Below are 26583 nucleotides of genomic sequence, written 5' to 3' on the forward strand. Positions count from 1 at the left end.
TTTTATGGTTCATCGCGGCTTTCCGGGGAAAGCCGCTTTTATCTTCAAGAAGAAGTAGTCTGTATCTCGATACCCATACCCCATTCGCTTGATTAACTTTATCTTGTTGTTTATCCCTTCCAGTGTGCAGGTGTTCAACGGATAACTTGCCGATGCGATAATGCCGTGAAGATAAGGACTCAGTTTTCGTGCGAACTCTTTCAATGGCTTAATTCCACTCTCTTGCACTTGTTCCCACCACGTGTCCCAGAGCCCCTTCGCGTGCCCTTCGGATTCACAATACCAAAGCTCTTTGAGTTGGGCTCCGAGTATATAAGTGGTCATTAAGTCCTTATTGATATTCAATATTTCAGTAAGATAGCTATCTTGACGTGTATTTAAGTTGCCTCTATTTTTCAGCAGTACCCACCGTGAGCGCTTCACCCATTGCCTCGCTTTTTTATCTTGCTTGAGTTTGTTGGCTTGGTCGACTCTGACTCTATCCATCACCTCGCGACCGAACTTAGCAACAACATGGAATAAGTCGTAAACGATTTTTGCGTTCGGGCAGTGCGCTTGAACTTCAAGGTCAAAAGCCGTATTCATGTCCATCGCTACTGCTTCGATATTTACCCCATTCTCGCCTAGCTGCTCGAAGAACGGCCGTATGTCCTTGCGGCTGCGGCCTAATCCAACCCAAATGACTTGATGAGTCTTCGCATCAGCGATGACGGTGGCATATCGATGCCCTTTAAAGATGGCGAACTCATCCATCACGAGCTGCTTTAGCTCACCCCATTTCACTGGCGGCACCACTTGTCGAAGTCGGCGTTTATCTATTTCTTTAATGGTGTGCCAATGAACGCCCGTAATTTGGGATATATGCTTAATGGGAAGCAGGGGTAGCAGTTGTTCTATATAGCTTTTTAGGCGCTTTGTTATACGAGCATAAGGCTCTAACCAAGAGAGAGATTCTGTTTTTATGCCGCAGTCACGACACTTAATCCTTCGAGTTTGAACGGAAAGTTCAACAGGCACACCGAGCAACATGGCATCCTTTACGTGACGCCATTGATACTCATGGATAGCCTCGGCCTCAAGACCACAAAGGCATTTAGCCTCAGAGCTAGGTTTAAGAGTCAGGGTAATAAGTGATGCTGTCTGGAGAGACTTTACTATTTGAAAGCCTTCCCAGAATGAAGATAGGAAAGTATGATTCGGCATAGAAACGGTAGTTTGTGTATGATTTTTGTTTGGCGACTAAACCATATCACTTACTACCGTTTTTGTTTTTAGTTCCCGCTAATCCGCGATGAACCAAAAAAAAGCCCACGGCAGTGTTTATATACAAACCTAACGTGGGCTTTCTTCTTTTTAATTCAATTGTGTAGAGCCTTTAGGACGACTCTCAATAACCTATACCCAAAACGGTTCAGCTTATACTGGCTCTTCCATCAGAAGCTTAACACCCAGCCCCACCAGCACCATACCCGTCACACCTTCCATCCACTTCATAAAGCTCGCGTTCTTAAGCAAGTTTTTAGCGGAGTTCAATGCCCCAGCCAAACTGCATTGCCACACCATCGCAATCATAAAGTGCACCGAAGCCATCAGCATAGATTGCAATAAAGGCGATCCTTCAGGGTTTACGAATTGAGGCAGAAAAGCCAAATAGAAAACCGCCGTTTTCGGGTTCAGCACATTAGATAAGAAGCCTTCGCGTAGAGAGCGCTTGGCACTGTATGCTTGCTTAGCTTGCTCCCCGACCTGCATCCCACCGCCATTTTTCATCAAAGCGCGTAGACTGCTTAAGCCAAGCCAGATGAGGTAAACTGCACCTACCATCTTAACGGCTTGAAAGAGTTCAGCAGACTGGGCAAGAATTGCAGAAATACCCACAGCAGAGAAAAAGGCGTGTACATAAAGGCCGCTACAAATACCAAAGCTGGTCATTACACCGTCAGATAAACCCGAGCGGCTCGTGTTGCGAATCACCAAAGCCGTATCTAAGCCCGGCGTTAGCGTTAAAATAGTGATGGCAATTAGAAATGCCTCAAAGTTCAAAATATCCATATTATTGTCATTGTTGTTCAGCGATCTATCATCAATACCGCTTATCTGAACAATTCGCAAGCAACAATTGCCATCTGCTATACAAGTCACTGATTTTGTGCAGAATGGAACAGTTTGATTTGTTAAGAAATAGTAAATTCTAGGCATCGTACTGCCTCATGCTTTTATCGCTATATCTTCGACTGCGAAGGTCAGCGTCATTAAAAAGCAGAGCCATAATCAAAGTACACCAGAGATGAACCTTAAAGCTGACGCTGTCCTAGGGATCATTTAAAGAAACCAAATTAAGAGTAGTCAAATGAGCGCATTCAAAAAACTAGTCGAGAACTCTCAAAAATGTTCACGCTTTCAACACCTAGCCTCTATTTGTGGTTGGGACCAAGCTTCCATGATGCCTGCCGGTGGTAACCAAGCTCGTAGTGAAGCGATGGCCGAACTTTCGGTTCATATTCACGGGTTGATGACGCAACCACAGCTTGGCGATTGGATTGCAGACGCTGAAAACGAAGCGCTAAATGGCCAGCAACAATCGTCTCTACGTGAAATTAAACGCCAATGGCAACAAGCGAACCTACTTCCAGAAAAACTGGTTGAAGCGAAATCTCTAGCGGGTTCAAAATGTGAACATGCATGGCGCAGCCAACGTGGTAACAACGACTGGGTTGGATTCGAAAAGAACTGGCGTGAAGTGGTTGAGCTATCTCGTGAAGAAGCGCAGATCCGTGCCGACGCAGCGAACCTAACGCCTTATGATGCCATGCTGGATATTTATGAACCGGGCACCAGCTCTGCTTCACTTGATACCTTATTTGCAGACGTTAAAACATGGCTACCAAGCCTGATCGACGAAGTGATCGAAAAACAGTCGAGCGAGCCATTCAATGCGCCATCGGGTATCTATTCGGCCGAGAAACAGAAAGCACTTGGTTTAGAAGTCATGAAGCTGCTTCAGTTCGATTTTGAACACGGTCGACTAGATGAAAGTGTTCACCCATTCTGTGGCGGCGTGCCTTCAGACGTGCGCATCACAACCCGATACGACGAAGCGGAGTTCGTTCAAAGCTTAATGGGTATTGTGCATGAAACAGGACACGCGCGTTACGAACAAGGCTTACCAAAACACCTAGCTGGCCAACCTGCTGGCGAAGCTCGCTCTATGGGTATCCACGAATCTCAATCTTTGTTCTTCGAGATGCAAGTTGGTCGTAGCGACCCGTTCATCGGGCACTTAGCAAACCTCGCTGGTCAGCAATTCTCAGGCTCAGAGTTTGAGAAAGAGAACTTCCAGAAGATCTACACTCGCGTGAAGAAAGATTTCATCCGTGTCGATGCTGATGAGCTGACCTACCCTGCACACGTTATCTTACGTTACGAAATTGAACGTGATTTGATCAACGGAAAGATCAAACACACCGACGTTCCAGAGTTATGGAATACCAAGATGCAGTCATACCTTGGCTTAAGCACTCAAGGCAATTTCACTAATGGTTGTATGCAGGATATTCACTGGACAGACGGCGAGCGAACACTAAACACTAATTTATCAAGCTCTTCAAAATCAGATAAAAGACTTATAAAACATAATTATAGAGATGGTTGCATGCAGGACATTCATTGGTGCGATGGAAGTTTTGGCTACTTCCCAAGCTACACGCTTGGCGCTATGTATGCGGCTCAATTCATGGCATCAATGAAGCAAACCGTTAATGTTGATGAGGCGATTCGCTCTGGAGATATGACTCCAATCTTTACGTGGCTATCAGAAAATATTTGGTCGAAAGGGTCGTTGCTAACTACTGATGAGTTAGTTAAACAAGCTACAGGTGAAATTTTAAACCCTATGCATTTCCAGGAGCACTTAAGGAATCGTTACTTATAGTTTAAATAACCCCAGCATAGGTTGGGGTTATTCTGCGTGCTGTGTGAGACACAACCCGTCATTGGTTGGGTTGGCATTCGTATAACATGCATAATTATTTGAGTGATTATGTAACCAAGAAAACACAGACTAGCTTAAGTAATTGTGAACACCATCTCAATACTCAACATAAACTCAGCAACAATCTATAATGATGAGCTAAATGAAACAACTTCTGCCCAAAATACTCAGTAGAAATCAATCGTACGACTATGGATAGAAAAAGAGAAGCGAGCTTCTCTTCCAGATTTATTGAAACCCACCCCTTCCTGTTCAGCGAGAATTAGAACCTAAATCGATTCTGGACAAAAAAAGAGAGAGTTAGAAAAAAGCTAACTCATTTGATATACACTGGAGAAGACACCTTTAGACTTCAATACTATATTGTTTAGTTCCGACTGGCTCTGACTCTCATAGCCCAGTACGAGGCTTCTTTTTCAAAGTAGACTTTAGGGTTGTCAGCGATGGATTTAAACGGGAATTTTTTACTGGAAGATATCAATATTTTCTCAGTCAAATCTGCATTGCATAAATATAGGCTACCATTGAAACTACGAACATTTAGCTGATGGCTTTCAGGCTCAGTATTTTTTAAAACAAAATTACTAATTTGAGTCAATTCATCTTCTTCTTTGCCATCTTGCTCCCTAGTAAACAACTCTACCCATTTTTTTGTTACTTCATCGCAGAGTAATTCAATGTTTACTGAATTATCTTTTAGCAACTTGACTAACTTTAGTTTTTTTAAACTGGTAAGTTTTCCTACGAGTATATTAGAAAGTTCGAATGCTGCTACTCGTGATTTTAATCCCGCCAAATAGATCTTCACCGAATCCATATTAGGAACGCCTATTTCGCAATAAAGCGCTAATTCTTCAAGCAATTTAGCTTCGTCATCTAGTTCTAAATCAAATAACTTTCTTGTAATTGCATTAATAGCCCAAGGTAGCGTCATTGAAAAATAGGAAACACATATCTCTTGACCATTCTCGTGAATAGCTATTTGTGACAGTGGTTTTGCGCTAAACCATTTCAGTCGGACTTCATCCAACTCTGCTTCTTCATAATCATGCTTAAAAGTAACTGTTGGGAGTTGTTGAACTATCTTTTCAATACTTTTTGAAAATTCAGCTAGGTCAGTAGCACAACCTTCTGACTCTTTGTAAACCTTTATGCTCTCTTTTATTGGGTCAATATAATCGTCTAATGCTTTTGACGAGCTTAATGGAATGCCAGACTTAACCATACCTTCCCAATTCACATAATCACCAGCAATGTTGATCACTGCTCTATTTCTGCTTTTAAGAAAATTAATGATATCTTCTTGAGATACCACCTCATCATCTCCTGCTTGAATATAAGCCAATGAGTTCCTAAAAACTGTGTCAATCCAGTTCGAAGGATCTTGTAATTCGTGTGCTTTATTTTTGTAGTCTAATGCTAACAGTGTGTCATCAACCCAGTCGAATACTTGCGGAAATATATTTGAGTAATCTTTATTATCAGATTTAAACTGAGAGAAATCATTAGTAGCAACTAAATCTAACAATAATTCAAAACTAACATTACATTCTGTTGATATATTCTTTAAATATTTTACTAGTGCCAGCAATCCACTCTTTGCATGTTCCATTTTCGATGAGTCAAAGTATTCATGGCAAAAACCAAGATCCCTTTGATAACTCCAATTAGTCTCATCAATACAATACAATACTTTTCCTTCAATATCTGTAAAGGCTCTTCCTGCTCGACCAGCAATATTCCAAAAATCTTTTGAATCTATTTTCACTTCGTCTTGGTGATTCATAAATACATCAGAAAAAATTACTGTTGATATGCCTATATTAACTCCCTGCCCTAGACTAGTGGTCGAAACAATAACCTTAACATTGTCCGTTCGCATTAGTTGCTCAGTCAAAATTCGGACATCGGTAGGTAATTTTCCGAAATGACATAGAATTCCATATCGAGCCAGCTCATATATGTTACTAACACCAGCTTCATCGCAAGCGAGCCTAAATGACTCAAAAAGTACTTCATTGTTATAGTTGTGTAATTCGGGAGTACCTCCCATTGCCTTCAGTACCCTATTAGCTGAAGATACAACATATCTGGCCTGAGCAACAAACATCAAGACAGTCCCAAGTTGCGATAGCTTTAATGCTGTAGCTGCAATTCCTTCATTTTTGTCACTCGGAAAATATTTAGTTCTTGCCCGAGGTGGTAAGAACTTTTCGACAAAATTTTTGTTAAATGAGGTTGGTTCGCCAAACCATTCTATTGTTACATTTTTAGCGTGAGTCCACTTAATTGTTCCAAATCGCTTGTCTGCAATTGTCTTATCGGTTTGATAAACACTGCTACTATCCTCGGCTATCCATTGGGCAATATCATTTGTATTAGGTAGGACAGCGGAAAGAAGCATAATCTTGCCATCATTTTTATTGACGTGATGCTTTAGCTCTTCGATAAACAACTCAATTTTAATTAACCTTTCTTCTGCCCCAAGAAGGTGACCCTCATCAATAATAAGCAAACTAATTCCATTGGCGATATCTTCATCTGCCCTGACTATCGCCTTGGCTTTTTCAGGGGTTGCAATAATCACATTTGAGTTTTCGATTAGTGCTTTATCTAGCTTACTAAATTGTCCTCCGCCATATAGGAACGTAGTAGAAAACCCCAAGGGGGCTAATGTCTTCTCCATTGATTCCTCTACCTCATAAGATAATGAACGGAATGGAGCAAGATATAGTACTTTGGAAAAAGGGTTATCAATCAAAGCTTCCAAAATAGCGATCTCAGCTATTCTGGTTTTGCCACTACTTGTTGGTAGACTCAGGACAATATCATTTTCATCTTGCATCGCCTGTAGTGCATTATATTGAGCAAAGAATAACTCCGTAATTGGTGGTGTTCGTAATGCTAGTTGTGCTACATAATCATTTGTAATATCACTCTTAATTAATTTTGGTATCACATTCCAAAATGAGTACTGCTTGAATACATCAAGCAATATTATTAACAACCTCGATAACCACCAAATAGCAGGTTCGTCATCAATAGAAGCCAATTCTTTCAAGTCAGTTAAAGATTCTTGTCCGAGATAAAGATATTCTTCTTTGCCCGAGTAAATGTATTCCAGCACTAAATTGAGGGATTTAGATAAGATAATTGCATAATGCTTGTTGTTCTGTTCCAGTTCGTCCTCAGAAACTTTATCATATTCATCGTCAAACTGAATGTTGTTAATTTCGTGAATAAGTGCTTGCAGATCTTTTCTCAGAAAACTGCTAAATAGATTAATTAATGGCGTTTCAGCTTTGACATTTTTAATCGCTATAAACGATTTTGAATATTGAGAAGCTAGGTAAAAAGATAAACTACTAACAACTAAGTAAAAGCTACTTTTCTTGCTAAGCTCAGTATTAGGGGCGTGAATGTAATGTATAATGTCGCCTGCTTTCTCAAATGCTTGCAGAGCAACATCATCAATTTCACTTTTTTCAGTTATGGCACAACCTATAGACAAATATGCGAAGGCAATACTATTAACCCTATCCGTTAATCCTTCTGTAAAATTTGGAAAGTTAGCTTCATCTTCTTTGACAGCTAAAAGAATATTCTTCGCGTTGGATTGCGCAATTAAGTTCTGAGCGAATTCATCGTTTTCAAGCTTATCAAACAGCTTCTGAGCTTTTACGGTATCCATTTCTACTCCATCACCATTTTTAGTGCTTCGTCAAAGCTATTCTTAACAAGCTGAGCTGGGTTATCTTCACCATAAGATACTATGACAAGGTTTTTATTATTAGAGTTTAAGTGTTTCTCTATAGTCTTATATGTAGAAGCTTCACTGTGATAAAAGCCAACATATGTAACTGGAGTTTTTTGGGTATGGAGGTTCGTGATCAAATCATCAATTTCGTTTGCTAAAAGGTCATCTCCCATTTCTTCCAGTCTGTCACTAACAAAGGTCAAAGATATGGGTAAATTTTTATTCGATAACGATTCAACAATATCATCTAAAGCTTTTTTGTTTTTAGTCGAACGGAATTTTGCTTCTCCCATTATTACTCTATTTTGAATATTCTGTTTTTCAAATAGTAATAAATCGTCTCCTTTCATAGACTGCTCTACATTCGGGTTGTACCTCAGTTTGTACACAAGGATTTCTAAACCTGATGTTTCAGTAAGGTATTCTGCAAGGATTATTTCGCCTAGATTACCTTTTTGCGTAGTTGCAGACTTAATCGGAAAAGGAACTTTTCCTTCCATATACTGAGCGAAGCCATGCTTAGCTAGGATTTGTTTTTTCCTCTCTATCCTAGCGATACGAGCTTCGGTTGCATGATGTTTAATTACCCATTGCGACAAATGCTCAACTAGAGTAGCGCTGCTTATACCTTTATTTGTAAGCTTTCTATGTTTTTTGTTGGCTGTTGCAAGTGTATCTTCACACTCAAACCAATCAAAAAACAAACCCGACTTAGGATGTTCACCGATTAACTTACTTTGAGCTGTTGTTTGTTTTTTCGCGCTCATAATTCGCCCGTATACTTTTGATTTATGCGTTGCAATTCACTAATCATCAAAGTTAAATCAGTTTAGTTTATCCTCTTTACCTTCAGTTCATCAGAAAATAACTCAGAAAACCAGACGCTTGCAGCATATTTTGCCGTAGTACCATACTTTGGTCGACTTTGTAGGTCAGTAAATCATTCACAATATTGCTGTAGCAAGCTTGGGGACATTTTCGTGCTAGGAAATGCCACGGGTAAAGTTCAGCTCATGAAGGTGCTGTCGACCTTTCAGTTATTACTCAATCGACTAGGCTTTACAGTACCGCTCTGCTTTAGAAAATAAGACATCGCAATTATGACCGTCAATCTTAGAAATTATCCCCTATCCTACATCTGGTCTTCCGATATGACGGACTACATCGCACATTGCATGGTAAAAGTGCTTTTGAACACACTTTTGCTGATGGCGAATATGTTTCTGATTCTTGCTTTTTTGAAGAGTTCGTTTTCTCGAAGAATAGTTTATCAATCACTCCATGCAAGCAATGGTATGTCTAGCAAACATTATGATATGCATGAATGCAAGGCGTTCAGGGCTTGATAAATTAGAAGAGGCACTCAACTCGTCTTGATGATTATAAACTCATATATTCTGAGAGAGCTTCCATGGAAGAATTAGGCAAACAGCCCCCTTCTTAAAGGGTATTGATTCTAAATATCAATCACGTTGAGATTTAGAGTCTTCATTGAGATAAATTTTTAATGCAGCCTATGAACACTGTTCAACTTTGATCTGAGTCTTCAATAAACTCACCTTTTCCCCAAAGTTTGCGAGATTAGTTACTCACACAGTAGTTCTACAGCTTACTGCTTGGTCTCATTTATCTAATCCAAGTACGGTTTCATCCTATGCTGTGCTCTAGACTCACAATATAGATAGTAAATCATTGAGTTTCATAACCAATATCTTCACCATGGACATTATGCAAGAGCGTTAGGCGCTCTCATAAATCAGCATGTTTTGTTAGGGATTATCATGAAAATTACAAAATTAAAAATCGAGAACTTCAGAGCATTTAAAGAACAAGAGGTGGATATATCTGATTATAGTTGTTTCATTGGGGCAAATAGTTCAGGTAAATCAACGGTAATTAATGCGCTAAACCTTTTCTTTAGAGAAAACAAAAACTCGCAAACCGATTTGATTAAACTTTCAGAAGATGATTTCCACCACAAAAATACAAATGATCCAATAAGAATTACCGTAACGTTTGGAGAGCTTTCGGATCAAGCTAAAGATGATCTTTCGGCTTATGTTCGCCAAGACGAACTCACGATTACTGCCGAAGCTACTTATGACGCCAATAGCGGCAATGCAGTGGTAAAACAATACGGTCAAAGAAAAGTAATTGCTGACTTTGCCTCTTGGTTTTCAGCTCAAAAGTCTGGTGAAAAAGTACCTGTTCTAAAATCTATATATGAGGGTATTAAAGCACAGTCACCGTTCAGCACTTTGGCTAATGTTAAAACAAAGGCGGATATGGAAGCTGCACTTCGTGAATTTGAAGAGGCAAATCCTCTACTTTGTACATATGTTCCTAGTGAAGATCAGTTCTATGGTGCGTCAAAAGGCAGTAACCGTCTTGCTACTCATATACAGTGGGTATTTATCCCTGCAACTAAGGATATTTCAAAGGAAGCAGAAGAATCTAAAAACTCAGCCTTAGGCATATTGCTAGACAGGACTGTGCGCTCTCAAATTACATTTGATACTGAGTTGGCAAAAATTTATGACGATGCTCGAAGTGCATATAATCAAATGTTAGCAGCGCAACAAAGTGTGCTTGCATCTGTCTCCAATTCTATAGAGGAGCGACTAAAAATATGGTCGAAGCCCGATATACAAGCTTATGTAAAATGGAACTATGAAGAGCAAAAAACAATTAAGGTCGAGGAACCTATAGCACAAGTAGTTATTGGAGATAATGGATATGAAGGTGAATTGGCACGCTTCGGACATGGAATGCAGCGCTCGTACATTTTTGCTTTGCTACAAGAGCTTGTAAACATAGATAGCTCGGAAAGTCCCAAGCTATTGATGGCAATCGAAGAACCAGAGTTGTATCAACACCCTCCTCAAGTTAGGTATTTAGCTGAAACCCTGTTCAAACTTTCTGAGGATACAGCTCAGGTTTTACTATGTTCCCATAGCCCATACTTTGTACCATCGAATAATGTTTCAAGTATTCGAATGGTTCGTGAAACTGGAAATCCAAGTGAATCAATAATTTCGCGAGTTACTTATCAGGAAATCGCTGACAAATTAAATACGGTAGAATCTAAGCCAACTAACCCTTCAGCTTTAGTCGCTAAGGTATCACCAACATTAAGCCCTGAATTGAATGAAATGTTCTTTTCACAAAAGATAATATTTGTTGAAGGCGTAGAAGACGTTTCTATATTGACGACCTATATGCATTTAATGGGTGTATATGGAGAATTTAGGCGTCAAGGTGGTCATATTGTGCCAGTACATGGGAAAAGCGAGATTTTAAGACCTCTATGTATTGCTCGGTTGCTGGACATACCGACATTTGTGCTAATTGATGGCGATACAAATAAACAAACATCATATGATGCTATCAAGGATGATCCAGAAAAAGCCGATAAGGCTAATTTCCTAAATGGGGAGATTACTAAACACAAAAAAGATAATGGCTCAATATTGCAACTTTGTGGGCAACCTGAAGGGTTCAAGTGGCCTACAGAAGAGCATGTTTTTCTCGATAATATAACCATTTGGAAAACAAATATAACAGACTTGCTCGAAGAAGAATTAGGTGAAAAGTGGAAAGGACATAGAGATTCAGCGGTATCTAAATATGGTCAAGCTAAAGGTCTATTGAAAAACCCTCTAGCAGTATCACATGCGTTAGAGTTGGCTTGGGAGGATGGGCAAAAGGCATGCTCCCTAGTACAAATGATAAATTTAATGCTTGGTATCTCAAGTGGTGATGTTAGCGCGGAAGAAGAGTCCACCGAAGAAACAATCGCCGAACCAACTGCTTAGGTCTACGGTACTTTTTCTAAGTCTACTATGGTTGTGTTAGTGTTATTACACTAACACGCCTTTGTCCAGAAAAGAGCTTGAACACTGTTTTAGTGTACTTAATAAACTGAATCTTTTTGTTTTTTATTAGACATCGATAAAAGAATAAATCAACAAATCTGTGAACAGTGTTCTATGTGCCTTAATGATTTATCTAAACCAAAAATCACTGTTTATGAAACAATAACAGGTTTAAATTTTTCTATTCTTATTAGATATTAGTGACCAGATAGGTCAATCACTTAAACATTAAAGATAAGCTTTCCTTATAGAAAAACAAATAAACTCTCACCTATTTAAATGGAAATTTAAAGCAACAGAAATAAACTGTACGCTTACTACCTAAGCGACACATCAAAGGTGTTCGCTATAGGGTATAGCAACACAGATTTTCCGAATTATTGTGCCGCTTTGAGCAAAGTACTTAATAACGCACTAAAAATGCGCTCTCACGCAGTGGAAATGCTGTTTCGCGCACTAGAAGTGCGTTTTGACGCACTACTTTTTTAAAAAAAATTGACATGTTTTAGAATTTAATTAAGGATTTTTTCAATGAGCCTTATATTAAAATTATAACTTTAAAATAGTTATAACAGTTATAATAGTTATAACACATTTTTTTGAGGGAATGAAGATCTAAAATAGATCAAATTATTTATTTCAGTGGTAATATTTTTATAATAGATCTTAAAAAATTTAAAAATGGAAACAATTACGAACATTAATACTATTTATAGTATTAATTGAAACATTATTATACTTTCCTATTTTCAGCTATGTTATATATAGCGGGTCGTAATAAATCTGACTATTTTGCGATATAAGAAACAGAAATTAAGTTATCTAATTCTTTTTCTTCGAGTAGTCTATTTGTAATCGCATGCTTAGAAGCATCGACCTGACTTCCTGAGTTAGATCCAGTTTTCACTACGGACATCGCCCAAGATCTTTGTAAAACTGACAATCAAAGCTCAAGCCACCAACAACCTTAGGTAGTTGCTTGGATGTTTGTGGATAACGTTCTGCTACGAAGTTTAGAATACACTGTGCATACGCATGCCAAAAGACAACACCTTGATCGAGTGTAGTCAACTCTTCAATAGCTAAGTTTGGATCAGTAGAAAACAACGCTAATTAACGGTATAGCATTTTTGCATCTACGATCAATCAGCTCCACACTTGGAGCTGATATTTTATGAATTTTCACGACCATTCTTGTGCTTATTAGCCCAAGCCTGAAGGTGTGGATCGTTGCGCTGTGCTTCGAAATCAGTGTTCGCCATAAGATCTTCTAGGTTGGGCTTTGTCTTTACATTTGATGCCTTAACAGTAATTCCCCCACACTCACGGGTTAACGTGACTTTAGATCCAGAACTTAAATTCATTTCTGCCAGCCACTGCGAAGGAATTGTCAACCCTGTCGAATTTCCAATTTTGATCAGCTTTTTTTCCATTTAAACCTCCAAATGATCGCTTATATAATAACAACTCTATATAGAACGTAGATATGGACAATAGCACTCAAAAATCACCTCAGACAATCATGATATACCCTACCATAAAATTTCTTGGCTTTTTCACGATAATCACACTGCCACGGCAGTGTGAACTCTATACTTAACGCACTTAGAACAGTGTTCCAGGCCTCTTCAAAAATAGCTGCTACAATTAATTTATGTTTAAATTACAGCTCTACAGCGAGTTTAAAGGGCAGCCCCTTTTTCATTGCGCTTAATTATTTTTCCAATTACGAGAGCTTTACACTCTAATATTGAGATCTCCTTTTCAAGCTTTACTAGTTCTTCATTGAGATAGGCAGAATGACAAGGGAACTTCTCTAAGAGCTGTTTATGTGCAATAACTAAATGATTTAATTGCAGTTTACTTGACCTTAATTGGGCTTGATACGATAACTCTTCACTTATAATAGTAGGCCTTTTCTCCGTTTCAAACTCAACTTCAAGTTGAGAAGATTCTGCAATAATCGAGTATTTGGCATTATTAACACAAGCTCCACTCAAACGTATCACAATCCCTTTCCTTTCGAGTACCTTCATCATACGATATGAATGATTGCGAAATCGGTCAAGCTGCTTATCAGGATCGTAGTAAGGCTCGATGAGCGGCTTCAACAGTGACTGAAAATAGTACAAATCAAAATTAGCACCCTCTTCGAGTTTATCTATCAAACTGGTGCCAATCTTAAACAACTTGTAGGTGCTTATTCTCATCTTCACGAACTCCTTTCCACTGCTGACATTGCATAATATATTATGCACTATAGTATTAGTCAACCAAATATCATAAAGTAGTGGAAATAATAAAACTTCAAAACAATCAATGAATCAACTAGCTAAAGAGATCGCTCAAAACATCAAGCGCCAAAGAGAGATGCTTGACCTATCAAGTACACAGCTTAGCCTCCAAGCGGGCTTTAGCCGCAGCTATATGAATAAAGTAGAAAAAGACGGGGTAAGAATTACGGTTGAGAAACTATATATGATTGCACGCGTGTTGGAGTGCGATGTGAATGACTTATTGCCTGAAGACAGGATAGATCTACTTGATGAGGACTAAAAGGTATAGTGACTCACTCCCGAGCTTAGACACCCGTGTGTAAGTCACAGCTGGACAATAATTTATTAGGTGTACTCTGACAAATTAACTCTCTCTCTAGCACCTAGTTTCCTCAAGTGAACCGCTTCTACATACCTACGAATAATCTGCCAGCTACTTTCATCAAGCTCCTGATTCCTAGGTATCTTGACTGTCATGGTCAAGTTATCTTGATTGGGAGCTGGCACTTGACTCAATAACTGCCAATAAGCCGTTTGTTCAGAAGCTACATATTTCACAAGTAGCGCAACTGGCAAAAGATCCCATAAATAGTTATACGTTGATACATCTAATATAATTCGTTCATATGCCCCATCAGCGGTTACATTCGATTCTTGTGATGCTTTTAATTGCACGAGCAATTCTCTTGATGAAGCGCGGTTGTTTTCAATAACCCCAACGACCAGATCTACACCAATATCAGGATTAGGCTTATGTGCAGTCCAACCTCTAGGTAAAACAGCTCTGAAGTGATGCTCTGAGTCACTTTCTAACATGTTGTTTTCAATTATAATCGGACGTTGCATCTAGACAGCTCCTATTGGTTAACCTAACTCCGCTTAGACCTTTATATGATTTATTTTTTAGGTGGATAATTATGTATCTCTACTAGCTCACAGCCTTTACCAAGCCCAAAGTCAGCATTGAGAAATACAATATTAAAACAACCATGAACTGTTCTAGTTGATGGATACTTTATAGCATCAAAACCTGAAAATTTCGCACAATCAGCAACGAATCTAGAAAAAATGTATTGCGGCTTATATTGCCCTTCATCATTATGCTTGGCACTCACTAAAGCTGAGTGAACCATGGTATCTAGCATATCACTATGTTTCTTATGATTGTCGTATGTAGCAGAAAGATCTAAGATTTTTACTTGTTTATTGATCTTAATTTCTGCGATATAACAATTTTCTTGGCGCATTTCCTCGTAACAAGTTTGCTGGTCACTACCTAAGTAAAATGCAGGTAACCCTGCATGATTATAACGCCCCTCAGACGCATATTGCTTGGGTGTAATATCAAAATCATCAGCTTTGGGGTCTGCTATCTGAGAAGCAACACGTGCTCTGAACAAGTTTCCTACGATTGAAGTAGCTATAGCTTGCTCTGACAACTCTCCGATAGCTTCTAAAATTTGAGACGCAAAATAGTGCTTCAACATAACAAACGGCGATTTGTGAGCAAGCGCACTCAACTCATGAAGAATATCCTCAAAAAAATCAATAGGTTGAAATGGAAAACTATATGGATAGAAATATCCTGTAAGTGCCTCATCACATCTAGGACACTCTACTAACTGCATCAGTTGCTTATAGTCTTCAAGTGAATAGCAGTCTCGTAAAATTGTGGATGCATAAAAATGTTCGATATCCATAGCGTTGTTTTGAAAGTCTTCAGTCCCTGCAGAAAAAGGCCAAGACTTTAAATAATCATCAACACATAGCTCACAACATGCTACATCTGCGGTGAACCATGATTCACATTGACTAGTAAAAAGCTCTTCAATACCATAATCATCAAGCTCTTCAAGCCTTTTTTTCTCTTCTACAGATAACATAAATACCCTGTTAAAACTTAGCTAAATTAAAGTGTGCCGCACGCTGCTATACGGTGAGCGAAACGAAACTGGAAAGCATGAGATATCACTATTAAAGGGATACTACGCTTGGTATTTTCGATTACCCGCTCGTACTTGAAGTTAATCTTACTTTTAGCTCCAGTTCGAGGTTTCTATTGCGCACTGATTATTTAGCCACTGAATTTGGTCGATAATCTAACTCTTATGTAGAAACCCGATCTTCTACAAACTAATTTTAGTCTTGATCGGTTAAGACTAATCTAGCTAAGTTGATAATTGCGTAAAAAGCACTATGTAATATGTTTCTTTTCTCACTACTTGAACCCATGAATGAAAACGCATAGAAAGTCCGTGACCTGTAATGCTTACGGTTTAAAAGAATATGGTGACCGAAAAATCAATTGGTAGCTTGCTCCATCATTTTAATCATGTCCAAATTATTCAACTCAAACTTGTAGAAACGATTCTGTTGATTGTTTGATTTTTCTTCGGCTGTTCGAGCATCTACATACCATTTCTTCTCTAGAATCCATCTAAAAGCAGCTCTCTCTGTAATGCAGATTTCATCCTTATCGCTAGCAATACCAAAGTCAATCCTGACTTTGGTTTTCTCTACTTCTGATAGAGAAGGATGTAACTTCAAGATTAAAGGTAACCTCAAATTCCATAATTGATCTTGTGATATAGCTTCGTAAGCATGCTGTTTAAATTCCTTGCTATCATGTTCTTCCGTCACATTCCTAACACGAGCAAAGTGAAAGTTCTTAAACTTGTTTTCTTTACTCTCAGAGCGATCATACGCTCTAAACATCCAACTTGTCCCATCATGCATAACGGCTAAAGGAACAAGAGTTCTCATTTGATGGTTAGAACTATTTTCAGAATAATAATTACATGAAATCGCATATTTTCCAGATATCGCACGGGTAATCATGGCAACTTCATTCGTGTTTAATTGATTCGGGATTTTACCAATCTTCTCGTAAGCAAGTTCTGTTACACCGAAAATTTTGTTGCTATTAAAACCGTTAGCAAGCATTCCCAAAGCCAGTTCCCCATCAATATTAGTTAATGGTGAAAATGAACTTCTCACAATAGCATTCGTTTTCTGTGTCTTGTTATTAGGCCTACGTTTAGAGTATTCACTTAAAACACGAGATGCTGCCGCTTCTGCAATCCCAAAGGCTTCTTTAAGATCCGCTCTAGTAACACGCCCTGTGAAAAGCAATTTAAAGTCGATATACGCCAGTCGAGCATTCGTAGAAGTTGTCTCTACTGTTATGTCAGGTTGAGAACTGTTTTCCATGATGTTTTCCATCACTATCTAATCATTACTAACATCATAACAACAAACGATCTACGTGCAATAAAAATACAACCAAAATACACAAAAAGATCATTGAAACGTATCATTTCGATCTGTTAATATAAACCCTATCGAGCCGATGGTCATTATTAAACCAAATTTGACGAGGGAATTTTTGTGCAAAACCAAGACTTCAAATCATTAAGAAAACTAAATTCAAGTGATAAAGAGTTTTGTTTCGAGATGATATCAAAGATCACATCCAACTTAGATCTTACGGAAACGCAATTATCACAACTAACGACAGCCTATCGTGCAATCGGCTCCTATCTAGCTAACCAAGGAGGTAAGTTCGCTGATTGTCATGTTTATGCTCAGGGAAGTGTCGGGATTGGGACTTCAGTGAAACCAATCGATGAAGATTCTGACATGGATATAGACCTTGTACTCCATTTACCAAACGAAGAGTATCCATTGACCACAGATGAAGCGAACCAATTACTTTTCAGTGTGATCCATGTCCTAAAGCACTCGCAGCGGTATGGCAACAAAGTTGAAGGCTTGCCGAAACGAAGATGTGTAACTCTTCAATATGGTGGTATTGAAGGTCAAGGGTTTCACATGGATATCACTCCTAGCATGCCAGAAAACGCTGACTTTCCTAATTATAAGAACAACGTAAGAGTTGCTGATATTAAAGATGCGAATAGCCCGTCCCACCCTTATGGCTATAGAAGTTGGTTTCGGAGTGCGTGTAGTCAAGATATTCGATGGAGCAGGAAGAGTAGCTATAAAGCCCAACGCCAGATTTATGCTGGAACTGTAGAAGAACTACCTGGACAAAGAAGAAAGACCGTACTTCAGATCGTTGTTCAACTTCTTAAGAGACATAGAGATATGTGGAAGAAGGACATGAATAACGTGTACGCCCAGTACGCACCTATCAGCATTATCATTACCACACTTGCAGGACTTGCTTATGAGCAATGCTCAAGGTCAAAAAAAGAATACGAGAACCCATTTGATCTGATGCTTGACGTGCTTGAAGCTATGCCAAGTTATATTTCCCAGCAGTGCCAGTCCGATGGAACTCTAACCTATACGATTCTCAATCCAGCTTTACCGACAGAAAACTTTGCTGACAAATGGCATGAAAAACCAATGCTAGCTCAGGCATTTAGAGCTTGGTATCAGCAAGCTACTCGTGACTTAACTGCACTGCTAGAATTCGGGCAAGGCCTCGACCATACGATCACACGTACGAAATCAATGTTTGGTAACCAAGCTGCGAAAGGTTTAGAAACAAAATTGGCAGATACTCTCACCACTCGCAGAGCTATGGAACGTGCAACCGTGTCCTCTGTAGGCTTAGGTCTATCTAATTCAGCAACGGCAAAATCCGTACCTAAACATGATTTCTACGGTAGTAATCGATGAGTTATGACCTCAGCAAACAGCTTGATGCCCTACAAAAGCGTTATCAAGGTGGTAAAGGCCGAATTACTAAAAGCAAAACAGGCCTAAAGCTAGAATGGAGACAGAAATTGCAACCTTCGAGACTTAGCCGAGAATACTCGGTACTCGTCCACTGGGCGGGATTAGGTTGCCTCCCAGAAGTAGAAATACTGTCCCCAAACCTTAAAGAATTATCAGGAGGAAAGCGTTCACCTCATGAATTCTTCTCCAAAGGAAATACCAAGCCGTGTCTCATGTTTAATAACGGTAGTTCCAAGGACTGGACTCCCAATATGTTAATTGCCGAATCAATCATCCCCTGGACACAAGAATGGCTTTGGTACTGGGAGCTGTGGCTCTCGGATGGTGAATGGCGTGGTGGGGGTGTTCACCCTGGAGAACTCACGATAGAACAATACATTGCACAACAAAAAAATTCTCTTCATCAGGCACAAAATAAGGGAACGCTATGAAGCTGCTAACTTATATCATTGTTCAAACCATCAACTGGTTATTCAGAAAACGCTCTCCTGCTTTGTTAGTTTTCAGAACTGGAGCCTCTTTTATCCCGATAGCGCTAGTGGGAGGCATGGCATTCAATGTTCAGTATGAAACGGCTACTCAACTTATCAAACTCGATGTCGCTGGCTCTGATGTACCTACAGTACTCGTTTTTGGCGGTTTCGCTCTTGGTACAGTCCTGATACTAATTGGATTAATTTGGGAAGTAGTACGTTCAATTATAGAGCACAGAAGGCTCACTAAAAAATTAGTGTTCGCCATTGAGCAAAGAGGCTTGGTAAACACATCAGATTCTCCCCTATCTGATTACATTCAGAAGAAACATAAAGGAAAAAGCATCTCAGAAATTGTGATAGATATTCGAGATAATCTTGCGAACGGTACTGTCAGCCAACCTGCATTAGCACTTAAGAAATTCCTCAACCTTGAACATTCAGTTGCAGAGCGTAGGAATAGTGTTTCGGCTAAAGATTTTCACATTATTTATAGTGGTTTAGTTCCTATTCCCTTTGCTTTCTTATCAGGATATATGCTGGATGATGAATCAAAAATTGAGGTGCTCGACTGGGATCGACAACTATCAAGCTGGAAAGAACTCGATCCTATTAATGACGATAATGAGAAGTTCGAGAAAACAACCAACCATGCTGGCCACAAAGGTTCTATCGTTCTTGCTGTCTCATTCTCCTACCATGTAGATGAAGAAGCCATTAACCTTTGCTTTCCAAACATTCCACAGGTACACCTAAAACTAAAAGAAAAACGTTTTGATAATCACTGGTCGAACAAAAAACAAACTCGATTAGCTTATGATTTCATTGAAGAAGTTAAAAAAATCATGGAAGAAGGCTATGATGATATACACCTCATATTAGCCTCTCAAAACAGTGTAGCGTTCAGATTTGGTCAAGCGTATGACAGACGAAATCTTCCTCAGATTACGATTTATCAATACGAAAAAGATCACAAAATTCCCTATCCGTGGGGCGTATCCATTAGTAACTCACCCAACACAGACCCATCTATCAAACAGATCGAGTTTACTGACCATCTAAAACAAGCTGTATAAAGGGGTTATGTATGTCTTCATTTCAAGTATTGATGCCATTTGCTCGTAGTAACAGCTCAAACCAAATAGTAGGAATTGAGCAAGTGAAGCGTGGTGATGGCTGTAACTGCCACTGTTTGTCATGTGGAACTCCTGTAACAGCGAGGTTGGGTAACATCAATCAGTGGCACTTTGCTCACCGCACCGATAATAATACAACAAGCTCTGAATGTGAGTTCTCCCCCGTTACAGCGCTGGCATTAATTGTAAGACAGCAACTTCCAACCCTAGTTAACTTTGATTTAGATGAGTGGGACTTCAATGATGTGCAATGGGACATTGAATGCACTAAGCATGGCATTCAAGTTGACGCATACACTAAGGACTTAACCTCTAATGTATCGGTAATAATGGATATCCCTTTTGAGAGCAGCCCTGATTTATTACCAGAAGCTGTCCCAAAAGATATCGACATAATCCTAAAGGTGGATACACACATGATGGCTCGGCAGCTTTACCCATCTAAAAGCCCAGTTAAACTCTTAAACTCTGAAGAAGTATTCAACTACCTCTTAAATCATTGGGAAGACCTAGTCGAAATGCTTCGCTGGCCTGAATCAACGACAGAGCAAGCTGAAGCATCTGAACACGAAGAAAAGCTTGCACCGAACGGCAACACATCTATTTGCGTATGCTGCAACAGCAATAGCGCTAGCTATGGCAAAGGACTTCTTTGCGGGAGTTGTGTATGGAAGCAGGTAGGCAGGCGATTTAACTCAATGAGTGAGATGGTTACATTTTATAGCAAAAAGAATTAATTTGCTCTCCATCAAATGTAGCTTTAAATCAAAACCAGAGGTTTTGATTGCTCTAGTTAAAGCCAGCATAACGATTTTCTGTTGAAGTACTTATACCTCATTTTCGTTACCACTAATGTAACTCTTACCTAATCATTTTTATCGCCAATTTACTACCTTACCCTATCATTTGGGTATACCTATCATATAGCTCTCCCCACACCTATCTTATAGAAACAAAAGAACTTATATGATAGTATTATCTTAAGAATCCTAAATGATAGACTGAGAGAGTATCAATGACGATATATGGATATGTACGAGTCAGCACTAAAGAACAATCTACTACAGCTCAAGAGAATGAAATTCTTAATAAGTACGAAGGTGCAAGTATCGTTCGAGAGAAAGCATCTGGTAAAAGTATTGACCGCCCTGTTCTTCAAAAACTACTCAATACCCTCGCTAGTGGTGACAAAGTCGTAGTAAGAGAAATGTCACGCCTTGGACGCTCTCAAGGAGAGTTGATGCTAATGATCGAAGAGTATCAAGCCAAGGGAGTTGAGTTTGAGATCCTGAATATCGGTATTGATACGTCATCTGTATCGGGAAAGATGATTCTTGGCATTCTATCTTCTGTTGCTCAGATGGAACGAGAGCTACTTCTGGAACGACAAGCTCTTGGAATAGCTGAGGCAAAAGCGGCTGGTAAGTACAAAGGTAAACAAGCATCTCCAGAAACGGAGAAAAAGTGCCAGGAAGCAATTGGCTATGTTGAGCACGGCATGAGCAAAGAAAAGGCAGCGAAAGCTGCGGGAGTGGGTATTGCTACGTTGTATCGTTACATCAAGGCTGCTTCTTAAACCAACAGCTACTGAGTCAAAAAGTGGGTAATTTGTCAGATTAGGTTTCAAATAGCACAAATTAGGACACATGCATCACACTAAATACTCAATGTGATGCAAACGTCTCACACTCGCTGAGCGATAAAATCGATTACAAAACTCAACTCTCTCGGATCTACATTCATTTTATGAGCAAGACGCTCTCTATTCTGCATATCCAGATTTGCCCCTCTAAGAGCTAACGTATGATATTTTGATTCATCATCTTTCATTTTAGAGACTTTTGAGCGAATATAACCCTCATCATATCCCGCATCTCGATAACAATCTTCTATTAGTTCTACTATATAATTCATTTATTTACCTTACATTTTTTGATAATTTTAGTGTCCAAACTTCATTATTATTGAATAATCATGATTGCAGAAACCAGCGAAACGGTCTGAGAAAACCAGGTCTTCATTAATTGCATATTTACTCATTTTCATTCCTTGTTTTATTCGCTGTCTATCAATTCTTCAGTAACCATCTCTGCAAGAGCACCCGCCAGATCATAGCCACCCCAAATGTTTTCAGGGTCGCTCGGATCATTCGTTATTTGGGCTTCATCTAAACATTCAAGTAATGCATCAAAGCCATGCTCATTCCAGTTATCCAGCTGTGCTGACGTATAGCTACCACGGGCGTCATCAACAAAATCATCATGGATACGAGTAAACAGCAATTTACTATCATCTTTATTACTCGATACAAAAATCGATATTTCTCGACCTGAGTAAAACTCAACATCAATGACATTGACCAAACTGTTATCCAAAATGTTCTCGTACCCATAAAATGACAGTGGTTCTGCCTCCATATGAACAGATATTTTTTTGATTGATTTCACCAAAACATCTTTTACAATCAAACGAGCATCACGATTTTGATAGTCACGAGCTGCTTGTACATTAGAGATAAATGCTTTAATCGATTCCGAGCTAATGCGGTATGTTTCAAATTCACCAGACTCTTTCTTCAGTTCATCTTTTTTCTTCTCAAGATCTTGGTATTTTGCTTTTTCAGTAGCCCTCTTTTCTCCATGTGAGATAATCGTCAAAGTATCTAATATGTTATTCATTTGTTGATCTATTTCTTTGATTTTCTCATCTATAGTTAATTTAGCTGTGCTATCTATATCTTTATTAATCAAGTCATAATCAATATGTCTTGAAACCGCCACCAAAAAAGCATCTTCCAAGTAGTCTTGAATAATGCTCTTACAGCAATTTTTTGACTCTTTTTCCGTGCTACAATTTAATCGTCTTCTAATCCTATATTTTTGCTTTTGTGGTTGAGAACCAATGCTCTTACCACACTTTGAACAAAATGACTTATTACCGTAATCTGTAAGCAAATATACTAAAGCATCATCCGATACAGCCGACTTATCACCACTCATAGCGTTGTACTTTCGCTTCTTTAACGCTTGAATTGCTTCATATTCATCTTCAGAGATTAAGGCAGGATAATAATTATGAAGGTCGAAGTTTTCATTTTCAGTCTCACCATACTTCAAGTAACTGATACTAAATACTTTTCTTCCACACAGTGTCGGATTGGCTAATACACTACTGATTGTCGAAACACCCCAAATAGCTTTTCCAGTTGGCGACTTAATACCTAAACGCCTAAGCTCTTGTCTGATCGCACCAAGCCCCATTCTCTCATTCAGATATAGGGACACTATCATCAAAGCTGTAATTTTGTGTTCATTTAGCTCAAAGCCTGTTTTGACTTTAGGGTGAGGCTTAGGTTTACGAGATAACCAAAAAGGAAGACTACCAGCGACATCAGAGACCAATCCACCTTTAAAATTAGCGACTTGTTGATATATATAATCAACACTAAAGCCCTGTTTTCTCAGAGACTCTTCATGAGAGCGTTGCATTTCCAGTATTGCGTACAACATTGTACCGAGGGGATCAGCACTCATTGTTTTACGATTGAAAACCTTGCCCTCTTTAGCTACGACTACGGTTATACCTGCCATTATTAGTTCTGTCATAGTCGCATGAGCTTGAAAGACTTGTTCTCTGCTCATCCTATCCATCGACTCAACAATAAGGTATGAACCTGACTTAACATGCTTAGATTTAACTAAGCTCAGAAATACACCAAATGACCCCTTTGTCTTATGCTCAGCATGAAAAGCTGACAAGCCTTTATCAGTAAGGACTAAATCTTTATTGACTGTCAGACCATATTTTTCTGCAATGTCGTAAGCATATTTATCTTGTCGAGCTAAAGATGAACCTTTTTCTTGCTCGATGTTAGAAAATCTTCTGTAAGAATAAACTTCTGGATAAGGGCTGGGCTTAAACATGACACAGGCCCCCAACGTTTATTAAATTACGCAATGGAGTTCTGTATAAATCATTAAGTCTGCTTATGGTAAGCAGAAAAGGATAAAAATCTTGTAGTGGTCTTGATTTATCGCGTAAAGACACATAGTAATGAACTATGTGTTTCAGCTTATATGATGTGACCTTCAACTCTCTCATGTTTCCTCCGAATAATACAATGAGTTTAAGTAATAACTTTTTGAGGCTTTTTACAGCCTATATTTTTATCGTTATTATTTTTAACTATTATTATATTATTCAGTGCTTTAGAGAGATTTCTCAGAAAGCAACTTAACCCTATCGCATGTTGCCTTGATTGTCAAAAGTTTTTCTAGGTGATTTATAGTTTTTACATTAGTGCTAAGAACCCTTTTACAACCACTCCTCTAGGAACAATCCCTAGTTAAAGTCTGTATATAAATCATGCGCATATAGAGAATAAAATAGTGATGAGTGTTCGCCAGACAGACGGCGCATTCGGTTACTTCCCATCTTACACACTAGGGGCGATGTACGCGGCGCAGTTCATGGCTTCAATGAAGAAAACGGTAGATGTGAACTCAGTAATTGAAAGCGGTGACCTATCGCCTATCTTCGCTTGGCTAGAATCGAACATTTGGAGCAAAGGCAGCCTGCTGACCACTGATGACTTGGTGAAAGGCGCAACCGGTGAAACCTTGAATGCGCAATACTTCAAAGATCATTTGAGAAATCGTTACCTTTAGTGTTTTATTAAAGAGTTTTCGAACAAAGAAAACTAGGGAATAGACGAATAAAAAAGGCTGAGCAGATTATCTGACTCAGCCTTTTTACTTTTTAAAACTAGCTCATTTATCGCCAGTGAGCATATCGAAGAAGAACTGTCTCGACTCAGGTGTGTTGTCTCTATGAGTTTCGTATCTTACATGCGTGTTTGCATCAACTGCTTTTGATAGCTTGATGCTCCAAAGTGCTTTCATTTGATTCGGTACAATTGAATATCGGACATCGATAATACGCAGATCGTCTGTTGGGTCCTGAGCAATATAACCATTCGAGAACCAGCGGAAACGTTCAATGTCTTTGGCTTGTTGAGAATCAAGGTCAAGCCAAGGTAAATCCCTGCCAACGCTCAGCTTAGCGATCGACTCTCCGGGATACGTGCTTACCGATGTACCAACCCGCACTGCGTCTACATGATAATGAGCCTCTGTTTCGTACACTACTTTCCAAACCAAGATGTTAGCAAAGCTCGGTTTTGCCTCTAATCGAATCGGCGTGTGTTGTCTTTCTTCCGCTAATTGCCACCCAATCGCCTCTGCCCTATCTCGCTGAATCATCCCTAATGTTGGGTAAACCAAAGCCCAAGCAAATGCGACACGTGCTAGCCAAGGTGCTCGTTTCAACGTTGCAAACACAAGTAAAATTAAGATGGGAAGCGTATAAACAGGATCGATTATTGATATGGTATTCCAAGCAAAACGCGCGTTGGTCAAAGGCCAAAGTAACTGCGTGCCATAAGTGGTACAAGCGTCTAACAGTGCATGAGTGCCGTAACCTAGAGTACAAAACAGCCAGCTTTGTTTGAAAGAAAGCCCGCGCCTTTTTGCAATGAGATGATGCAAAACCAAGGCACAGATCAAACTGCCAATGGGGATAAAGAAGAGTGAATGGGTAAATTGTCGATGAAACTCCAAAGCCAACAAAGGATCAGTCTGTGACTTAATCAGTGCATCTAAATCTGGAGCCAATCCAGAGAGTAGACCTAATACCCCAGCGACAACCAAGTTCTGTTTTTTGCTTGCCGACTGTGACAAAGAAGCGCCTAATACGCCCTGCGTTAAAGGATCCATAAACCACTCATTGATAGCATTCCGTTGAATCAAACAAGATACATTTAGCTATAGCAGTGAATCCCGTTAAACAACAAGATTTCATCAACATACTCATATACATAATCGTATAAATGTAGACTGGCAAACAAAAAAGAGCAGCCTCGTGACTGCTCTTTTTGTTTGAATTTAACGATAGTTCTTACTTCTATATCGCTTTATTAGCTTACAACTCTTCCCAATTTGTCAGATCGCACTTCCGATATGTCCAAAGGTAATACGCACTCATAAAAACAGAATAAAATGCACCAGCGATGAATGATTCGTACAGCAAGTTTAAAAGGGTCACTCCCTCTCTCGATATACTTAACAGCGATATCAAAGGAAGGAAAAAGACAAAGAATTCGACAAAGCGCACCACTACATTTCGTCCAAAAGACACATAATAAGGCGGCCTTAACTTAAGTCCTGCCTTTCTTAACCATTGATGCAATGGCGGGTTGTAGTTCCATTTTAGAATTTTGGCGGCTTGGAGTTGCAAAAATGCCCTTTTAAGCTTTGTTTTATAACTCATGTTGGAGATTTCCCGCGGCATCATAAATTCCTTTGGGTAAG

The 26583-nt window shown here is 39.2% G+C and carries 21 protein-coding genes and 1 pseudogene; 9 read left to right on the forward strand and 13 right to left on the reverse strand.

Going from position 1 to position 26583, the window contains the following annotated elements:
* Positions 1 to 9: 9 nt before the first annotated feature.
* Positions 10 to 1203, reverse strand: coding sequence for an ISL3 family transposase (locus AC3CHU_RS09000; RefSeq protein WP_488524348.1), 1194 nt, complete (start codon positions 1201 to 1203; stop codon positions 10 to 12).
* 213 nt (positions 1204 to 1416) lie between these two features.
* Entirely contained in the window at positions 1417 to 2052 is a 636-nt protein-coding gene (locus AC3CHU_RS09005) for a LysE family translocator (RefSeq protein WP_171330706.1), read from the reverse strand.
* Positions 2053 to 2350: 298 nt separating this feature from the next.
* Between AC3CHU_RS09005 and AC3CHU_RS09010 the strand changes: the two genes are divergently transcribed.
* Positions 2351 to 3931 (forward strand): carboxypeptidase M32, encoded by a 1581-nt coding sequence (locus tag AC3CHU_RS09010; protein WP_488524397.1) that lies wholly within the window; start codon positions 2351 to 2353, stop codon positions 3929 to 3931.
* Between the two features lie 427 nt (positions 3932 to 4358).
* On the opposite strand, the gene AC3CHU_RS09015 is transcribed toward AC3CHU_RS09010, so the two are convergent.
* Together AC3CHU_RS09015 and AC3CHU_RS09020 are read right to left on the reverse strand one after the other, a co-directional pair.
* Positions 4359 to 7682: a DEAD/DEAH box helicase gene (locus tag AC3CHU_RS09015; protein WP_488524398.1), complete on the reverse strand. Its 3324-nt coding sequence runs from the start codon at positions 7680 to 7682 to the stop codon at positions 4359 to 4361.
* A 2-nt stretch (positions 7683 to 7684) separates the two neighbouring features.
* Complete coding sequence (locus tag AC3CHU_RS09020; RefSeq protein WP_193838554.1) at positions 7685 to 8515, reverse strand: Hachiman antiphage defense system protein HamA; 831 nt, start codon at positions 8513 to 8515, stop codon at positions 7685 to 7687.
* Positions 8516 to 9529: 1014 nt separating this feature from the next.
* On the opposite strand from AC3CHU_RS09020, the gene AC3CHU_RS09025 reads away from it, so the two are divergent.
* Positions 9530 to 11563: an ATP-dependent nuclease gene (locus AC3CHU_RS09025; RefSeq protein WP_193838553.1), complete on the forward strand. Its 2034-nt coding sequence runs from the start codon at positions 9530 to 9532 to the stop codon at positions 11561 to 11563.
* A gap of 1232 nt (positions 11564 to 12795) precedes the next feature.
* Here the strand turns inward: AC3CHU_RS09025 and AC3CHU_RS09030 are convergent.
* Both AC3CHU_RS09030 and AC3CHU_RS09035 read right to left on the reverse strand, forming a co-directional pair.
* Entirely contained in the window at positions 12796 to 13056 is a 261-nt protein-coding gene (locus tag AC3CHU_RS09030; protein WP_102402344.1) for an AbrB/MazE/SpoVT family DNA-binding domain-containing protein, read from the reverse strand.
* Positions 13057 to 13305: 249 nt separating this feature from the next.
* Positions 13306 to 13833 (reverse strand): hypothetical protein, encoded by a 528-nt coding sequence (locus AC3CHU_RS09035; RefSeq protein ID WP_102538415.1) that lies wholly within the window; start codon positions 13831 to 13833, stop codon positions 13306 to 13308.
* 109 nt (positions 13834 to 13942) lie between these two features.
* On the opposite strand from AC3CHU_RS09035, the gene AC3CHU_RS09040 reads away from it, so the two are divergent.
* The gene (locus tag AC3CHU_RS09040; RefSeq protein ID WP_102538414.1) at positions 13943 to 14179 is read left to right on the forward strand and encodes a helix-turn-helix domain-containing protein; all 237 of its coding nucleotides are present in this window, start codon (positions 13943 to 13945) and stop codon (positions 14177 to 14179) included.
* Positions 14180 to 14244: 65 nt separating this feature from the next.
* Here the strand turns inward: AC3CHU_RS09040 and AC3CHU_RS09045 are convergent, their stop codons facing one another.
* The 3 genes from AC3CHU_RS09045 to AC3CHU_RS09055 all read right to left on the reverse strand — a co-directional run bounded on the left by AC3CHU_RS09045 (position 14245) and on the right by AC3CHU_RS09055 (position 17109).
* Positions 14245 to 14745, reverse strand: a complete 501-nt coding sequence (locus tag AC3CHU_RS09045) for a DUF4365 domain-containing protein (RefSeq protein ID WP_102538413.1) — start codon at positions 14743 to 14745, stop codon at positions 14245 to 14247.
* Positions 14746 to 14795: 50 nt separating this feature from the next.
* The gene (locus AC3CHU_RS09050) at positions 14796 to 15782 is read right to left on the reverse strand and encodes an RES family NAD+ phosphorylase (protein WP_102538412.1); all 987 of its coding nucleotides are present in this window, start codon (positions 15780 to 15782) and stop codon (positions 14796 to 14798) included.
* Positions 15783 to 16200: 418 nt separating this feature from the next.
* Complete coding sequence (locus AC3CHU_RS09055; RefSeq protein ID WP_017088325.1) at positions 16201 to 17109, reverse strand: BrxR family helix-turn-helix transcriptional regulator; 909 nt, start codon at positions 17107 to 17109, stop codon at positions 16201 to 16203.
* Positions 17110 to 17286: 177 nt separating this feature from the next.
* Here AC3CHU_RS09055 and AC3CHU_RS09060 point away from each other — a divergent pair, with 177 nt between their 5' ends.
* From AC3CHU_RS09060 to AC3CHU_RS09080, 5 genes are all read left to right on the forward strand, one after another.
* Entirely contained in the window at positions 17287 to 18546 is a 1260-nt protein-coding gene (locus AC3CHU_RS09060) for a cyclic GMP-AMP synthase DncV-like nucleotidyltransferase (RefSeq protein WP_193838552.1), read from the forward strand.
* The gene (locus AC3CHU_RS09065; RefSeq protein ID WP_102538410.1) at positions 18543 to 19037 is read left to right on the forward strand and encodes a type II CBASS E2 protein; all 495 of its coding nucleotides are present in this window, start codon (positions 18543 to 18545) and stop codon (positions 19035 to 19037) included. Before AC3CHU_RS09060 ends, AC3CHU_RS09065 begins: the two co-directional genes overlap by 4 nt.
* Positions 19034 to 20155: an SAVED domain-containing protein gene (locus tag AC3CHU_RS09070; protein ID WP_102538409.1), complete on the forward strand. Its 1122-nt coding sequence runs from the start codon at positions 19034 to 19036 to the stop codon at positions 20153 to 20155. Before AC3CHU_RS09065 ends, AC3CHU_RS09070 begins: the two co-directional genes overlap by 4 nt.
* 11 nt (positions 20156 to 20166) lie before the next feature.
* Positions 20167 to 20952: a competence protein CoiA family protein gene (locus AC3CHU_RS09075; RefSeq protein ID WP_488524399.1), complete on the forward strand. Its 786-nt coding sequence runs from the start codon at positions 20167 to 20169 to the stop codon at positions 20950 to 20952.
* A gap of 278 nt (positions 20953 to 21230) precedes the next feature.
* Complete coding sequence (locus AC3CHU_RS09080; RefSeq protein ID WP_102538407.1) at positions 21231 to 21791, forward strand: recombinase family protein; 561 nt, start codon at positions 21231 to 21233, stop codon at positions 21789 to 21791.
* 107 nt (positions 21792 to 21898) lie between these two features.
* Here the strand turns inward: AC3CHU_RS09080 and AC3CHU_RS09085 are convergent, their stop codons facing one another.
* On the reverse strand, positions 21899 to 22129 hold the full coding sequence (locus AC3CHU_RS09085) for a hypothetical protein (protein ID WP_102538406.1): 231 nt from the start codon (positions 22127 to 22129) through the stop codon (positions 21899 to 21901).
* A 140-nt stretch (positions 22130 to 22269) separates the two neighbouring features.
* Positions 22270 to 24138, reverse strand: coding sequence for a recombinase family protein (locus AC3CHU_RS09090; RefSeq protein WP_102538405.1), 1869 nt, complete (start codon positions 24136 to 24138; stop codon positions 22270 to 22272).
* Positions 24139 to 24618: 480 nt separating this feature from the next.
* On the opposite strand from AC3CHU_RS09090, the pseudogene AC3CHU_RS09095 reads away from it, so the two are divergent.
* Positions 24619 to 24882, forward strand: a pseudogene (locus AC3CHU_RS09095) (carboxypeptidase M32); the annotation flags it as partial.
* Positions 24883 to 24984: 102 nt separating this feature from the next.
* Here AC3CHU_RS09095 and AC3CHU_RS09100 read toward each other — a convergent pair.
* On the reverse strand, positions 24985 to 25989 hold the full coding sequence (locus AC3CHU_RS09100; RefSeq protein ID WP_428786321.1) for a metal-dependent hydrolase: 1005 nt from the start codon (positions 25987 to 25989) through the stop codon (positions 24985 to 24987).
* A 205-nt stretch (positions 25990 to 26194) separates the two neighbouring features.
* Positions 26195 to 26542 (reverse strand): DUF6404 family protein, encoded by a 348-nt coding sequence (locus tag AC3CHU_RS09105; protein ID WP_488524400.1) that lies wholly within the window; start codon positions 26540 to 26542, stop codon positions 26195 to 26197.
* Between the last annotated feature and the right edge of the window lie 41 nt (positions 26543 to 26583).

This window comes from Vibrio sp. QJM3NY_39, assembly GCF_057785895.1.